General features: G+C 44.4%; 11 protein-coding genes. All 11 read left to right on the top strand.

Going from position 1 to position 16,981, the window contains the following annotated elements:
- Nucleotides 1-413 (top strand): IS3 family transposase (locus FEFB_RS08665; RefSeq protein WP_152666256.1); only part of this gene is annotated, 413 nt, incomplete at its 5' end.
- Between the two features lie 95 nt (nt 414-508).
- Nucleotides 509-745 carry an IS3 family transposase gene (locus tag FEFB_RS08660; protein ID WP_255360194.1) on the top strand — a complete coding sequence of 79 codons (237 nt, stop codon included), beginning with the start codon at nt 509-511 and terminating at the stop codon, nt 743-745.
- A 501-nt stretch (nt 746-1,246) separates the two neighbouring features.
- Complete coding sequence (locus FEFB_RS07650) at nt 1,247-2,299, top strand: PTS transporter subunit IIC (RefSeq protein WP_235271977.1); 1,053 nt, start codon at nt 1,247-1,249, stop codon at nt 2,297-2,299.
- Nucleotides 2,300-2,595: 296 nt separating this feature from the next.
- Nucleotides 2,596-3,756, top strand: a complete 1,161-nt coding sequence (locus FEFB_RS07645) for a PTS transporter subunit IIC (RefSeq protein WP_053068993.1) — start codon at nt 2,596-2,598, stop codon at nt 3,754-3,756.
- 118 nt (nt 3,757-3,874) lie between these two features.
- A complete protein-coding gene (locus tag FEFB_RS07640) occupies nt 3,875-4,390 on the top strand; it encodes a TetR/AcrR family transcriptional regulator (protein WP_047975656.1) in 516 nt (171 codons plus the stop codon).
- Between the two features lies 1 nt (nt 4,391).
- Nucleotides 4,392-5,444: an ABC transporter permease gene (locus tag FEFB_RS07635; RefSeq protein WP_047975655.1), complete on the top strand. Its 1,053-nt coding sequence runs from the start codon at nt 4,392-4,394 to the stop codon at nt 5,442-5,444.
- Nucleotides 5,445-5,448: 4 nt separating this feature from the next.
- Entirely contained in the window at nt 5,449-6,123 is a 675-nt protein-coding gene (locus tag FEFB_RS07630; protein WP_047975654.1) for an ABC transporter ATP-binding protein, read from the top strand.
- Between the two features lie 163 nt (nt 6,124-6,286).
- Complete coding sequence (locus FEFB_RS07625) at nt 6,287-6,853, top strand: hypothetical protein (RefSeq protein WP_152666254.1); 567 nt, start codon at nt 6,287-6,289, stop codon at nt 6,851-6,853.
- 991 nt (nt 6,854-7,844) lie between these two features.
- Complete coding sequence (locus FEFB_RS07620; protein WP_047975652.1) at nt 7,845-8,672, top strand: hypothetical protein; 828 nt, start codon at nt 7,845-7,847, stop codon at nt 8,670-8,672.
- Between the two features lie 15 nt (nt 8,673-8,687).
- Complete coding sequence (locus tag FEFB_RS07615; protein WP_047975651.1) at nt 8,688-14,462, top strand: hypothetical protein; 5,775 nt, start codon at nt 8,688-8,690, stop codon at nt 14,460-14,462.
- 87 nt (nt 14,463-14,549) lie between these two features.
- Nucleotides 14,550-16,715 carry an LPXTG cell wall anchor domain-containing protein gene (locus FEFB_RS07610; RefSeq protein ID WP_047975650.1) on the top strand — a complete coding sequence of 722 codons (2,166 nt, stop codon included), beginning with the start codon at nt 14,550-14,552 and terminating at the stop codon, nt 16,713-16,715.
- The last annotated feature ends 266 nt before the right edge of the window (nt 16,716-16,981 follow it).

The raw sequence follows: 16,981 nt of genomic DNA, 5'->3' as shown, positions 1-16,981 counted from the left end.
ATCAAAAATTAAAGGATACAATTCGCTCTTTGGCAGCCAAATATCCTTATTATGGTGTTCGAAGAATCTGGGCAATGCTTCGGAAAACTAGTGACTACAGCCGTATTAATCACAAAAAGGTCCAACGATTAATGCATAACATGAATATTCAAGGCGCTGGTTATCGCAGGAAGCGGGTTAAATATAATTCTTATCCGGGACCAGATGGACAAACTACTCACAACCGGTTCCGCCGTCGCTTTCAAACCGATCGGCCATTGCAAAAATTATCGAGTGATATAACCGAATTTAAAGTACCTACCACCGGTGAAAAGCTTTATCTTGAGTCCATTTTAGATTTATATAACAAAGAAATTGTTACCTATGCACTGAGTATACGAAACCAAGTCTGGCTTTTGCCATTGAACCAGTGAAATAGTTAGTTAGCCAATTACCACGACGAGGCTACTAAACCTATCTGCATACCGACCAAGGTTGGCAGTATCGACATCATTCATGGCGAAAAATATTGCTTCAAAACGGAATTGAGCCCAGCATGTCACGAAAGGCAACAGCACTAGATAATGAACCGATGGAAAGTTTTTTCAATAAATTGAAAACAGAATTGGGTGAATTAAGCCAATTTAATGGTGTAGCAGAGCTTAAGACCGCCATTGAAAACTGGATTCATTATTACAACACAGAATGCATTCAGATCAAACGAAAAGGCCAGTCACTGATAGAATATCGGCAACTGGCCAGTTAGGTCTAAATATTTAGTTCAACTTTTGGGGTACAGGTCATCAGAAATCTTTTTTTGCTCTTGAGATGAGCGAAAAGTTCGTAGCGTTTCCCATCAGACTAATAAAAAATAAAATTAGTGTTGACTCATCAGATTTTCATGTTATAATAAAATCATCATTAAACAAGACGAAGAAAGAAAGGCGGTTTCACTTATGAAGAATACTATGAATCAAAGTCAAATCGCTCAATCTCAATTCGCGTTGTTGCTCAGCTTGCTAATGTACTCCTAGTAAGTTGATTTTTGAGTTTGTCAGCTACTGGGAGGAAACTTCCAGTAGCTGCTTGGGCAAAAGGCTCCGGCAGTGAAAACACTGCCGGGGCCTTTTTTATTTAGTAAAGGAGAGAAGAGATGGACATTAGTCGTCAAGCAAAAATTGAGGAAGACGTAGCTGATTTTGAAAGGGCCGAAGCAACAGTGGTTAATCAAAATGAAGGTAAGCAGGACAAAGAGTCCGTGAAGGAGATGGTTTATAACGTTAGTGCGGCGGTTTCAAACGCTATCTTGGTAACTTTGGGGATGGGCTTGTTGTTGCAAACAATTGCCGGCTTCATTCACTGGGCGCCAATGATTCAGTTGGGAGCCATCACAAAAATCATTTTGCCAGCCGCCTTTGGTGCTGCGATTGCTTCACAATTGAAGACGAATACGATGGTTATGTTTTCAGCCATGGCTGCCTCAACAGTTGGTGCAAATGCTGTTTTCTTCACCACTTCAAGCATGAAAATAGCAACAGTTACAGGGTTTTCGAGTGCACAAGCGGTTGGTTCAACCGTCATCACAACGGGTCAACCAATCTCAGCCGTTTTGGCCGGTTTGGTTGCCGTCCTCTTTGGCAAGTGGTTGTCTGGTAAAACGCCGTTAGACATGGTGATTGTGCCAGCTTTGACGACGATTGTTGGAACTGTTTCTGGTTACTACTTAGCAATTGTCACAACACCAGTCTTGGTTAAGATGGGTGAAATGATTACTGCAAGCATTACTGTTAACCCTGTTATTGGAACAGCCTGTGTTGCTATGGTCTTCGGTGCTTTGACGATGACACCTGCTTCTGCCACTGCTTTGGCGGTAGCGATTGGTGCAACCGGTGTCAGCTCACCTGAAGCTGCTGGTGCCATTTTGATTGGTACGACCGCTGTCTTCGTTTCTTATCCAGCAATGTCTTTCCATGAAAATAAGATTGGGGCAACGATTGCTCAGGGAATCGTTACGCCGAAGATTCAGTTCCCTAATATTATTAAAAATCCAATGTTGCTGATTCCTCCAATGGTAGGCGCAGCGATTGCGGCACCAATTGCAACAATTGGTTTCCATATTAGCGTACCATTTGCAATGGCAGGAATTGGCTTTAACTCCTTCATCGTTCCTTTGGCACTTTTTGGTAAGGGCATGACAGCCTTTGCTGCATACATGGCTTTCGGGGTGGCGGTACCAGTTGTGGTTTCCTTCATCTTATATCGCATCATGCGCAAGATTGGTTGGATCAAGTCAGGTCAGACCCATCTGGAGATGGTTTAATGAAATTAGAAAAATTAGTGTTGACTAATTAAATCCTAATGGTTATAATTTATTTATCATATAAAGAAGAGCAGAAAGAAAAGAGGGTGATGATCATGTACAAGTTAATGCAAACAAATCAGGCCCAATCACAAGTCATTATTATTGTCAGCTTACTAAACAATTAAACTAGTAGGTTGGTTTTAAGTGCACCAGTTACTAGTTCTTAGTAACTGAGTGTTGAAGGTCCTAACGCTTAGCGTTAGGACCTTTTTTACTTGTGATTGGCCAAGAGAAGAAAAGGGGGAGTGATGCATATGGATGCAAGAGTAACGGGAGACAAAGTTCAAGAAGACGTTTTGGACTTTGAGAAATCAGAAACGGCTGTTGAAACAGCTCCAAAGGATCAAGAAACATTAAAAGAGAAGGTTTATAACGTCAGTGCGGCGATTTCAAATGCCATCCTGGTCACGCTGGGAATGGGATTCTTAATGCAATCAATTGGTGGGTTGACCCATTGGCCAGTATTAGTGGAATTGGGTTTGATTGCTAAGGTCATGTTGCCGGCAGCCTTTGGTGTGGCAATCGCCTCACAGTTAAAGACCAATACCATGGTCATGTTTTCAGCGATGGCCGCTTCAACGGTTGGGGCTAACGCGGCCTTCTTCACGACTTCAACGATGAAGCTATCAACGGTCACTGGCTTTGCGAGTGTTCAAGCACCAGGTTCAATCGTTTTAACGACAGGACAACCAATTTCAGCTGTTATGGCCGGTGTGGTGGCCGTTCTCTTTGGAAAATGGCTGACCGGTAAGACACCGTTGGATATGATTATCGTGCCGGCATTAACAACATTAGTTGGAACTGTTTCAGGTTACTACCTGGCTCGTGTGACAACACCACTTTTGGTTGGCATGGGAAAGGGCATCGCTGCTACTGTTAGCTGGAGCCCAGTTGTTGGCACGGCCTTGGTTGCCATGTTGTTCGCGGTCTTTTTGATGACACCGGCTTCATCTGCTGCCTTAGCGGTGGCCATCGGTGCAACCGGTGTTAGTTCACCAATGGGTGCTGGTGCTATGCTAGTTGGGACGGCTGCTATGTTTGCTGCTTATCCTGCAATGTCCTTCCACGAAAACAAGCCCGGAACCTTTATCGCACAAGCCTTTGTGACGCCTAAAATCCAATTCCCAAATTTGGTCCGCAATCCATGGCTCTTTGTGCCACCAGTTGTTTCAGCAGCTGTCTGTGCACCAATCGCCGCTGTTGCCTTCCATTTGACAGTGCCATTCTCTTTGGCAGGAATGGGCTTGACTTCATTGATCGTGCCACTTGATTTGGCAACTAAGAATCCCGAAATGTTGGGCACCTTCCTGGTCTTCGGAGTTGCTTTGCCTGCTTTGATGTCCTTCTTGATGTACCGCGTTTTCTTGAAGATGGGCTTGGTTAAGAGTGGTCAGACACACTTGGACGTTATCTAATTTTGCCATTAAAAATCCCGTTTGGGATTTTTTTATTGTCTACATGTTGACACTGTGTCATAAATGAGTAAACTAAGGAGTGAAGAATTGACATTGTGTCATTACAAGGAAATAAAAAATGCCAAAAGCAACATTTTTAAACTTAAATGCAGACAAAAAAGAAAAAATCAGCCAAGTTCTTTTAGAAGAATTTTCGACTTATTCGCTCCTAGATGCCAACGTGAACCACATTGTCAGAGCAGCAGGGATTGCTCGCGGGTCTTTTTATACCTACTTTGCTGACTTAGACGATGCCTACCGATACACCCTGAGCCAGGTGATGGTAACGATTCACGAGGCCTTTGTTGGGGATAACCCGTTTCAAGCGACTAGGTCTTTTATTGATCAAGTCGAACAAAATCTGTATTACGCCTTTTTGAGCAACTATTACGTTGTTAATGAAGCCATTTTGGCTGCTCATCATCAGGAAACCAGTAGTACAAATTGGGATAAGGCGACTGATGATTTGCCACAGTGGCTGGCCGACGTGGCCGTTCACCACTTGATTCGCGAATACTTTTTAGCGCCGACCGATAAGAATCAGATTCTATTATTACTAGATGCCCTGGCCGGTTGGCACAAGCAGGAGGTTTAAGATGTTCTTAGCGTGGCATGAAATTAAAAAAGAAAAGTTGCGTTATGGGTTGGTCGTAGCGGTTATCGCGATGATTGCCTACTTAATCTTTATTTTGAGTGCTTTGGCGCTTGGGTTAGCCAATGAAAATACGGCGGCGGTGAATAGCTGGCAGACGAAATCGGTGGTGCTGAGTAAAGATGCTAATGGCGACCTGAGTCAGTCCCTGCTGACGCAAGCCGATGCAAATCAAGTTGGGGAAAAGCAGGCTGATTTACTCGCCTTAACCCCAGGTATCTTAAAGCAGGGAACTCACCGTGAATCGGCGATGTTTGTTGGCCTTAGTAAAAATAGTCAGGTGGCTCAAAGCATTTCACTGACAAAAGGCCGTTTGTGGCAATCGAAAAATGAAGTGGTCGTTTCTAGCAAGTTGGCCGATCAAGGGATAAAGTTGAGGCAAAAAATAACCTTAGGCTTGCAAAGTCAGCCCCTAACGGTGGTCGGCTTTGCCAAAAATTCGGAATATAATATGGCGCCAATTGTTTATGGTGACCAGTCGCAGTGGGCAGCCATTAAGGGGACGACGAATCAATTTGTTGGATCCGGTTTCGTTAGCCGTCAAAAGCTGACCGTGAGTGGGGACAACTTGCAGGTGGCAACGAAGGCAGCATTGTTTGAGAAGATGCCGGGTTATAGTGCGCAAAATAAGACTTTTGTGCTGATGATTGTCTTTTTGATCCTGATTTCCGTTGTGATTGTGGCCATTTTCCTTTACATTTTGACGGTGCAGAAGATGGAGAACTTTGCCGTTTTGCGGGCGCAGGGAATTCCGGTTAGCTATTTAGTCTTGAATACTTTATCGCAAACGGTTTTGATGATGGCTGTGGCGGTCGTTATCAGTATGGGCTTTTCTCTCGGCACGAGTGCCATTATGCCAGCAGCGGTGCCGATGTTCTTCAACTTTAGCTTGATTGGTTTGACGGGATTTGCCCTAGTTATCATGGGACTTTTGGGTGCTGTGATTCCGATGCGGTTGATTGATAAAATTGACCCAGTAACAGTGATTGGAGGGTAAGCACATGGAAAGTTTAGTATTAAAACAGGTGAATAAGGCCTTCGGTCATGGGTTAAATCAGGTTCAGGCACTGCAGGACGTCGACTTTGTCGCCAACCGTGGTGAGCTCACATTAATTTTGGGACCATCTGGTTCTGGGAAAAGTACCCTGCTGACGATTTTGGGTGGCTTACAACGTCCAACCGATGGATCCGTGTTGATTAACGACCAAGATATTAGTCGATTGACCGGTAAAGAGGCAGACCGCTTCCGATTGGATCACATTGGTTTTGTACTCCAGTCCTATAATTTAGTACCTTATTTGATGGTGAAAGAACAATTCGCTTTAGTGGATAAGGTAAAGAAAACACAAAATTTGATGCCAGCAGTTATGGATGATTATTTAAAACGATTGGGAATTACGCAACTGTTAGGCAAATATCCGGGAGAGCTGTCCGGTGGGCAAACCCAGCGGGTGGCGATTGCTCGGGCCTTGTACACGAATCCTGATTTTATCTTGGCTGATGAACCAACAGCCGCTTTGGATAGTGAGCGAGTGGCGGAAGTTGGCCAACTTTTTCAAGAAATTGCCCAGCATGAAAATAAGGCCGTGGTCGTTGTGACGCACGATGTACGGTTAAAAGAAGATGCTGATCGGATTTATGAATTAGTCGATGGTCAAATAAAGAAGTTAAATTAGAAATAGTCTCGTTAAAAATAGTGTTATTTAGAAAATGAATTCTTTGTTCTGATTTTGTGAAGGAAGTAAAAGGGAAAATAGAAAAAGTCGAACGGCTAACCCAGATGCTTCTGACAGTTTGAATGGTGCTGACCCATTAGCCAACTACGCTTACAAGGCAGAAATGGATTCTTTGAAGACTAAGTACAAGGCGGGAATCCAAGACGTAGCTGCAGGAACAAGCCCAGCAACTACGGCCAGTGATGCTGAAAAGCAAGGTGCTAATGACTACACGAACGGATCGAATGTAGCCGTCAATGGCAAGACCATTACCATTCCAACGAGTGGTAATAAGGCTGGTGAAGCGGCAGCTGGTTCCTTCAAAAAGGGTTATCAAGATGCCGTGGATGGCAAAGATGACAGCACTTCTACGGATCCAGTCCAAAAGGCAACCCAGGAAGTAGCTAGTCAAACCTTCAAGGGTGTCACAAATAGTACTATCAAGACTCCTGATGAAATTAAGACGATGAACCCAGTGGCTCAGGTCGCTTACCAAAAGGCAGAACAAGAGGCTGAAGCCGACACTGCTAAGGCAGGTTACACTGATGGCCAAAGCGGTAAGAAGCTACATCAACGGACCCAAGCTACACGACTGGTTATAGTGCCGGTGCCAATGGCCGTCCAAAGAGTCCTAAGAATCAAAGTTCTGTTTATGTTTTGGTTTATGACCGTGGCTACGACTTCTTGTTGAATGAAAAGAACCAGAAGAAGACACCGCAGCCAGAACCATTAGCACCTGTTGAGAGTGCACCAACTCCAGCACCTGTACCACCACAAACAGGCGAATAGCAAAATGTTACTGAAAATAGTGTCCTCGTTGCTTTGTTGCTTTCATCAATCCTTGGATTGGTTGCAATGGCAAAGCGCAAGCGCAACGATAAGTAAGTTTCATTGGTAAATTATTTTAGGGACTATTGCTTTTAGGCCTTAGTGTTTAAACTCAAAAGGAAGTCCAAGAAATAATTTTCTTGGGCTTTTTCTTTTTGCCAAAATTTTGAGATACGTGAAAGCATAACGGTTAATTTGTCGGAGTTTAGAGTGAAACTTTTTTGTCAACTTAGAAAAATAGAAGTAAACGATTGCAAGACTTCTTTGCTTTTGCTAATGGTTTTGGATTTTTTTAGAAAAAATACCGATATATATTGATAGATTTTTACAATAAATCAGAAACATTTTGAAATATTAATTGATAGAAAAACTGATTTTTTGAATACTTTTTGTTTGTGATACTTATGTTATTAATGAAAAGGTGTGAATAGGCTTGAAAACCGAGTTGAATTGTGTAGTTATGATCAATAAAAAAACATGGATAGATGGAAAATGATGGCAAAAAATATCTAAAAAAGAATGGATATAAATATTTGATATTTTTAGATATATTGTGTTACGGTAATGGAAAAATACTATTGATAGTGTGTTGTGAAGGTCGATTGTGTTTTTTGTGAACATGAGTGCTTGTTAGGTTTAGGAAGTCAAATCTAGTGTAGAACCAGCTCGGTCGCAAAATAAAGCAAAAAGTTCATCTTTTCTAAAGTGGCGAGTGATTATCCAACACTTCTAAAAAAGCTAATTGCTTTTATTTTATAAATCAAATACTGGTTGCCGAGCCAGTACTAATGCTCGCTAATGTCGAGTCTGTCAATTTAGGCTATCAACTATGGCTGAAGGAAAGGTGAGTATTTATGATATACAATAAGAAAAATCTTCGGAAAGTTGAAGATAAGAAAGTATTACGGAAGGTAAAAAGCCAATGGGTTGTCGTCTCATTGGCTAGTTTCGGTTTGATTGCTGGAATTGGCGTTGTTCAACACGTTTCGGTTTCTGCCGACAGTGTTCAACAAACTACTTCAGATAATCAAAGTGGTAGCCAGACTCCATCAGGTGATAGCGCCTCAGCGAGTTCTTCAGCCAGTGCGAGTGCTTCAGCAAGCGCTTCACTTAGTACATCGGTGAGCGCCTCAGCAAGTACTTCAACTAGTGCTGCAAACGCAGCTAACAATTCATCTACTAGCATCACAACGCCGACAGTGCCTGATACTCCTGCAAATTACCAAGCACAGATCAGCCAAGGTGAACAAGACGCTTATGCAGGAAATGCGAGCGCAGTTTCTTCTTTGTCGGGCCGTGCCGCAGATTACTATACTGCTGCTTATAATGGTGCTAAGGCTGCTATGGCGGCTTATGCAGCTGCAACGCAAAGTAAGGGTGCTGGAACACAAGACTATACCTATTATGGTAATACTGCCTCAAAGTTGAATTCGGATGGTACAACGCATACCACAACAAACCCAACAGACGGTACGCCACAGCAATATGGAAGCGCGGATGATGCTAACCAGGGTGGTGCTAACACACCAGCTGAGGCGTATAAGAGTTCAACTAATTATGAAAACCAATTAAATAATAAGTTGAACGTTGCAACGAATACTTCTGTTAAAGGGGACACAACTAAGCAAATCAGCATTCCAACGAGTCAAACCCAATCAATTTTGGACGCTCGTGCAGCTTAGCAACAGGATGCTAACTTGGGAACAAGCTTTGACAATGCTGTTGCCTATGCCTTGAGTAAGTACGGTCAACAAGATGCCGAAACAGGTAAGTGGCAAGGAACCTATGTTGATTCAAAGGGAGCTACTGGCAATACTAAAGATTGGTATTTAACAACAAATCCAAATTCTGACACGACTAACCCCTATGACCAAGCTTATCGTGGTGCAGTCGCTGCTATGGCGGCTTACTTCAATAATAATGCCTACCGAGGAAATACCTCTGTCACAGCTTCTTCAACTGGTAATACTTATTACGATCAAGGATTTAACGACGTCGTTAGCCAGGCTGCCCAAGGAATCGCCTACGTCCAAAATGGAAATCAGTTTGCGTCTGTTTTGACGGGATCAACATATACTGGTGGTGGAGGAACAGCTGCTACTAACATTAATACAATTCGCCTTGCTAATGATGTTGATTTGACTGGTGCAACTAATGGTGAAGATGATGTAACAGCTTATGTTAAGTCAAATACATTCACTATCGATGGTCAGAACCACATCATGGATTATCATGGGCTTAACTATACAGTTAATAATCCATCCGGTAGTTTAAATTTGTATATTCAAAACTTCCAAACTCTTTATGGGGCGAACTACTTTGGGCCATTCCGTGCTGAAAGTGGTGCGGGTATTTATTTCAGTAACTTAAATTATGTTGGCCCACAACTATTGAGTTCAAATAGTAATGATGCTTACTTCTCTGGTAACGTTAACGTTATTATTCCTAATAATTCGACGGCTACGTACAATTCTCCATTCCAGTCAGCCGTGCCACTTGAAGGTGGTGGAAACCAGCAAAACTTGGAAGTGAAAAACTTCGTTTTGCAGGCCGGATCACACTACTATGGAACATCATCTCCCAAGGTTGGTGGTGTTAACATTGTTGCCGGTGGTAATTTCACTGTTGCCCAAGGTGCTAAGATGACTTTGGTCTCTCGTGGAACTGGTGCTGAGTCTTCTACTAATAGTGGGGATTACGCTATTAACTTGACGGGCTCAAATGCTTCTTTGAATATTAACAAAGATGCAACAGTTAATATTATTCCTGATTTTTATTCAGGATCAACAACCACATTAGGTGGTGGTGTTTATGCCAGTGGCGCTTCAATCACCATTAATGGTGGTACATTGAACTATGAAGGAAATAATGGTTCGATGGGTTCAGGCGGTTCTATCAATAAGCCAATTTATCTATCTGGTGGATCAACAAAAATTAACGTTATCAACGGTGGTATGCTTCAAGTCTTGATGGATAATGTTCCAGGAAACTCAAGTTCTAATGCCGGTTTGATTGCTAATACGGGTAATGGTTCATTTAACGTTGGTTCTAATGGAAGTTTGAAGGTTGGTGTTACCAACTCTCCTTCTAGTTCAATTATTCCTTACTATGGACCAATCAACATTAACTCGGTTAGTCAAAACCACGTTGTCTTTATCAAGCCGGATGGTACTCAGTATTTCCAAACTGCTGGTAATGGCAATATCACTGCCTATTCTGTTGCGGTTACGCACAATGGTCAAAAGACCTACCTGTATCAATTCCAGTTGCCATCGGGTTCTAGCACATATACCGGAACTGATATGAATGGTCAATCAGTTACTGGTACCGTTGCTGGGAACACTTTGGATATCGCCAATGTACCTGCTGTGCAGTTGATTGGTCCATTGGTGAAGACTCCTAACCAAGATGGTTCAACAACGGTTACTGGTTATGTTAAGTTGACTAATTATAGTGATTTGAGTCAAAAGGATACGCCACTATACATTGGTGTTGCTTCCGGAACTGGTACGAGTTACGATACGTTGACACAGATTGGTAGCCCAGTGAAAGACACAACGTCTACTGCTGATCCAAACACCTATACTGAAACTCAGTCTACCAAAGACTACAATGGTGGGTTGTTAGCAGTTAGCTATACCATTCCAAAGGGAACTGATGCCACTAACGTTGGTATGCGCTTCCACTATGGTGTTAACTCTGTTAATTCTGTTTTGACACCAACAAACTACACAACAACGATGGAAGCCTACAAGCCAGATGGTAAGGGTGGTGTCGTTGCTGACCCAACTGGAAGTATCGTGACTGATAGCGGCGCTGCGGTTGCGACATCACCAAGTGCTAAGGCGATTACCGATGCCAAAACTGATGCCCAAAACAACAATACTGCCCAGAAGGATAGCGAAGACTTTAACACTAAGAACGACCAGGGTTATACAAACAACTATAACAGTTATAAGAGTGGTTATAGTGACTTTGCCAAAGCACCCGCTAATCAGGATGTGACACAGACTGCCGCTTACCAAAATGCCGATAGTCCATCTGCTTATTTGCAGGGTTACAACGATGCGGCTACCCAAGCTGGTATCAAGGATGCTCAGTCAGGTAAGGACAGCGGTTCTACTAATACTCAGTACCAAGAAGCAAGAACTGATTACAATAATGCCAAGAAAGCAATTAACTTTACTCCTGGTCAATCAGCACCAGCTGCTCCAAAAGGTTCATCACAGGCTACAGCACAAGCTTATACAGATGCACAAGGTGCTGCTGCTTTCTTTAAGGACGAAGAAGCTGGCACAATTCAAGGTACTAGCTACGCTGCTCTAACTCCTGCACAGCAAACTACTTATAACCAAGCTTATGCTGGTTATATCCAAGCTGGAAAGGTTTCACCAACTGCTACTAACCCTGATACGAATGCTACTACGATTGAGCAACAAGGATTTGACTACGGTCAATCATTGATTAATGGTGGCTTGTCAAAGACTGCTCCGACAGCCATATCAAGCAATATTAAGTATTTGTCCGCTGCTATTCTCGGTTATAACACGGCTCAGGCTGCGATTACACAAGCGCAAACGAATGGTACAAGTAGTGCAGAAGCAAAGGCTACTGACCCAACTAAGTTGAGTACTGATGGCCAAAAGGCAAGTACTGATGGTCAAGCAGGTACTGATTTGACCTTCTATCGTTCGGTTAAGTTTGGTAACTATGCTGCTCAGAATAAGCAGTCAGATAGTACCTTGGACCAGTATGCAGAAGTTGGTTACTATCCACTCGTTAGTGCCCAAGCTTATAAGGATGGGGCAGCTGCTTATCAAAGTGGTGCTGGTTCAACGCCAACGGCAACAGCAGATACAAGTTCAAAGGCTGCTCAAAATGCCTTTACCAAGGGTTACAATGATGCCCAAACTGGTACAGCTGATGGAATCAAGCGCTTCTTGAATGGAACGGCAGCAGCAACTTCATCAGATCCAGATGATGCTGCTACATCAAGCTCAAATACGGCTCAGGCTAACGCTCAAAAGGGATTTGATGATGACAACAAAACTCCGGCCGTAACTGACCCTACTTTAGCAAATGACAAGGGATATCAAGCTGGTCAAAATGCTGCCAAGGCGGCTCAACAGGCAGCGGCTGATGAACAGAGCGGTACGGATCATCGTAGTTCTGTGACTGATACGGCTTCTTATGATACTGCAAAGCAAGAATATGAAGCTGGTGCTAAGGCTGCCGCTGGTGGAAACACTACTCGTTCAACAGATGCTAACCCAGTCAAGCAACAAGCATACAACAAGGCTTTGGATGATGCTGCCGCATCTCAAGCTCAAGCTATCCAGGATGCAAAGGATAACGACGGTAAGGCCCCTGCACCAGCAAGGACATACTCTGCAAACCCAGATGTTCAGACTTTGGTAACAAAGGCTTATTCTGACGCGCAAACTGGTTACACAAATGCTTTGAATGGCAAGACACCAGGTACTTCAGCAACTGATGCTGAAAAGCAAGGGGCAACTACTGGTACTGTTGATAAGGCTTATGTTGATGCAGTAGTTGCTGGTGGATCACCAACAGCACCTTCAGACGCAAAGAAGAATACGGTTGATTCAGGTATTGCCGCCGCTAAGGCTGCAGTTGCTGCTTCCGCTTCCGCTGGAAAGGATCCACAGTCAGTGAGCCAAACGCCTGCTGATAGTTCAGTAGCAAACGATCCATTGGCAACATATGCTTATCAACAAGCTGTTGATCAAGCCCAGAAGGATTACCAAAAGGGTGTCGATGAAGCCAAAAATGGTAAGACACCTGATAATTCAGCGAGTGATGCTGAAAAGCAAGGTGCTACAGACTTTACGAAGGGCTTCAACGGTGGCAATGGTTCAACTGCGGCAAACTCTAATTCTGGTGAACAGGCAGGAAACAAAGCTGCTGATTCATTGACCAAGGGTTATGAAGATGCTGAAAAGAATACCGATGACAGTTCTAGTGATGACCCTGTTCAAAAACTTGCTAATGCGGCTGCTAAGAAGGCCTTTGCTGATAGTCCAAACTTCGCGGATACCAGCACGATGGATCCAATTTCAAAGGCTGCTTATGAAAAGGCCGAAGATGCGCTTAAGAATGCTGCTGCTAACGGTGCCCAAGAGTATTTGGCTGGTAAGACTCGTCCAGATACAACGACAGTTACCGGTGCTAAAGAAGCTACTGGTTATGATGCCGCTAAGAGTGGTTTTGCAGATGGTGCCAACGCTGCCGCAGGTTCCACAGCTGATTCAACAAAGTCTAGCGACTCTAACTACATGACGGGTTACAATGCTGCCCAAGCCGCAAAGAAGGCTGAAGCAGATACGGCTAATAATACGGATAATCCAGCCGGGTCTCCAGATGCCGCTTCTTATACGAAGGCTCAAACGGCCTATGCTGCTGGTATCACCGATGCCAAGGCTGGTCAGACCGCACAATCAACAGACAGTGATCCAGTTAAGCAACAAGCTTACAACCAAGCTTTGGCCGACTATCAGAAGGGTGTTGATGAAGCAACAAATGGTAAGACACCAGCTGACACAGCAAGTGCTGCTGAGAAGCAAGGTGCTAGCGACTTTAACAAGGGCTTGACTGCTGCGGTTAATAACCCATCATCAACGCCAGCAAATGCTGGTGAGCAAGCAGGCAAGACTGCCGCTGCTACCCTCAACAATGCTGTAAATGATGCCAAGAGTGGTACCTCTGATGATAGTCAGGATGCTGACCCAGTCAAGAAGGCATCTTATATTGCTGCTGCTCAAGCCTATAAGGATGAAGCTGCTGGAACACCAAAATCAGATGATGCAATCAACGCTTTGGATCCAGTTTCAAAGTTTGCTTACCAAACAGCATTGGCTGAAGCCAAGGCACAAGCACAAAATGGACAAGATGCCTTTACGAATGGTACTGGTCGTCCTACTGGTGATACGCCAGCTGACAAGGTTGCTCAAGCTGCTTATGACAAGGCCCAGAAGGGTTATGAAGACGCTAAGAATAATACCCCAACTGCAGCCGATGCCGATAATCCTGCATACAAGGCAGGTCAAGCTGCCTATGCTGCTGGAAAGCAAGGGGCAACGACTTCAATAGAACCAACAACAGAGGGACCTGCAAAGCAAGGTTACGATGGTAACAAACAAGGTGCTGCAGATGCCCTTGCTGGTAAGGATGAGGAAGCTGATTTGGCATCTAAGCCACAAGCTTACCAAGATGCTTACAACAATGCCTACAATGCTGCAAAGCAAGGATTGACTGATGGTGGCAACGCCGCAGCCGGTACAGCTGCAGATACAACAAAGGCCAGTGACCCTAACTATAAGAAGGGTTATGATGCTGCACAAGCTGGAAAGCAAGGTGCCGCAGATGCTGCTAACAACGTTGATAACTCAACTAAGTCGACAGATCCTGATTCCTATAAGAAGGCTCAAGGAGCTTACCAAGATGGTGAATAGGCTGCCGCAGACGCTGCCAAGACAAATACTAAGCCTGCTGAAACAACCAATACGGACCCAGTTTACAAGCAAGCTTATGATCAAGCTTTGACAGATGCTGCTAATAAGGCTGATTACCAGAAGGGTGTTGATGAAGCAACAAATGGTAAGACACCAGCTGACACAGCAAGTGCTGCTGAGAAGCAAGGTGCTACCGACTTTAACGCTGGCTTCAACGGTGGTAATGGTGCAACTATTGCTAACCCAACTGCTGGTCAAAAGGCCGGAATGGATGCTGTGAATGGCTTTAACAAAGGTTATGAGGATGCCCAAAAGGGTACTGATGACAGCCAGGCAACTGACCCAGTCCAAAAGGCTGCGAATGTCGCTGCCGCTCAAGCTTATGAGGATGTTGCTGCTGGAACACCAAAGTCAACCGATGCAATCAACGCATTAAATCCTATTTCAAAGGCTGCTTACCAGAGGGCATTGACTGATGCTCAAAACAGCGCTGCCAATGGTGAAAAGGCATATCTGAGTGGTCAAACTCGTCCAGACGACTCAACGCCAGCCGGAAAGGCTGCCGCTGCTGCTTACGACAGGGAAAAGCAAGGTTATGCTGATGCCGCTGCCGGTAAGACAACTGATGCCGACCAGAATGATCCGGCATATCTTGCTGGTAAGAAGGCTTACACAGACGGTCAAACTGGTTACAACGGCACGACCGCTCCAGCGGCTGACGCTTCACAGCAAACAAAGGATGCCTATAGTGGTGCAACTTCAGGTGCGACCGATGCCGTTGCCGGTAAGGCAAAGCCAACTGATTTGGCAGCAAAGTCACCTGCATATCAGGTTGCTTACAATAAGGCTTATACTCAGGCACAAGCAGGAATGGCTGATGCAACTGCAAGTACGACACCTACGGATGCCCAGAAGGCTGATCCAAACTACATGACTGGTTATAACGCTGCTAAGAATGCCGCAGATAGTGGCTCTCAAGCATTCCTTAACGGTCAAGCTCGACCAGATGATTCAACACCCGCAGGTAAGGCTGCTGCTACAGCTTATGATGCAGCTAAGAACGGTTACAATGGTGCCGCCGCTGATGCTCAATCAGGTAAGGAACCGACGGATGCCGAAAAGGCTGACCCAGCTTACATGAAGGGTTACCAAGCATATAAGGATAGCCAAACTGGTTATACTGGTGCTGGAACTGACACGAAGCCAGCTGCCGATGCTCCTCAAGCAGCACAAGATGCCTACAATGGTGGTGTTGCTGGTGCTAAGGATGGCGCTGCTGGTGCACCAAAGGAAAGCGACATTTCAACAAAGTCACAGGTTTATCAAGATGCCTACAACAAGGCATATGCTGATGCCGCCGCTGGTGCCAAGGCTGGTTACCAAGACGGTTCTCAAAGCGGTACACCAACTGATTTGACGAACAAGAGTGCCATCTACAAGCAAGCTTATGCCGCAGCGAAGGCTAAGGCCGATGCCGAAGCTACCGCTGGTGCTGCCGACTTTGCCCAAGGCAAGAGCGCACCGACGACTGCAACTGCTGCTAGCCAGTACGGTTACGACCGTGCTAAGGCAGGATTTGACGATGCCAATGCCGGTAAGCCAGCTCAAGCAAATGATGCAGCTTACATGGCCGGATACAACTCTGGTTTGAAGCACTACACAACGACAAACAACACAGCGCAAGATGATGCTTTGTTTGGCAAGGGTCGTCAAGACGCCAACCTTGATGATGCAGATAAGACCGCTTATGACCAAGCTTATGCACGGACAATTGCTGGTTTGAACGATGGTGCTAATGGCGCAGCCAAGGCATACACAGATGATGCTAACTATTTGAAGGGTTATGCCGCTGGTCAAGCTGTGAAGGCATTGCTTGCTGACAAGCAAAACAATACTAAGACGGCTGTTGATGATCAAGCAAGCTATGGCTTGGCAAACCAAGGTTACTTGCAAGCACAAGATGACGTTAAGAATGGTCGGGCAAAGGCTCCTAACAACCAAAACCCTGTTTATGTTTTGGCTTATGACCTTGCTTATGATCAACTCTTGAAGGAAAAGGAAGCACAAGGAACAGTAACTTCAGCTGAACCAACTGCGACAGATAATGTTACTCCTACAACGAAGTCATCCGTCTTGCCAGCAACTGGTGAAGAAAAGACTGCTGCTAACAACAGTGGACTTATTCTTGGACTTGCTGCTTCATTCCTCGGATTGTTTGCAGCTGCAAAGCGCAACAAGCGTGATGAGAAGTAGTCCTTTCCAAAGCAAACTTGTTTCGTAATGTTTGGCAAGGAGGCAAACAATAACTGTGGCTAACGCCATAGTGGTATGAACCTCAGAATTTGAACTCTACAAATTCTGAGGTTTTTACTTTGCTAAAAAATCAGGAGAGCAACAAATAAAGTAAAAGGATGGTCGGAAAAAGAAATTTTTGAGGTAGCGGATTCTAATAAAGTTCTTTTAAATTGGCAGATTCTATAATTAATTCGAACGAGAAAATTTAAAATAAAAACCCAAAG

Origin of the sequence: Fructobacillus sp. EFB-N1 (assembly GCF_001038455.1) — a bacterium.
Lineage (GTDB): Bacteria > Bacillota > Bacilli > Lactobacillales > Lactobacillaceae > Fructobacillus > Fructobacillus cardui.
This window is presented reverse-complemented; position numbering and strand designations above follow the sequence as displayed.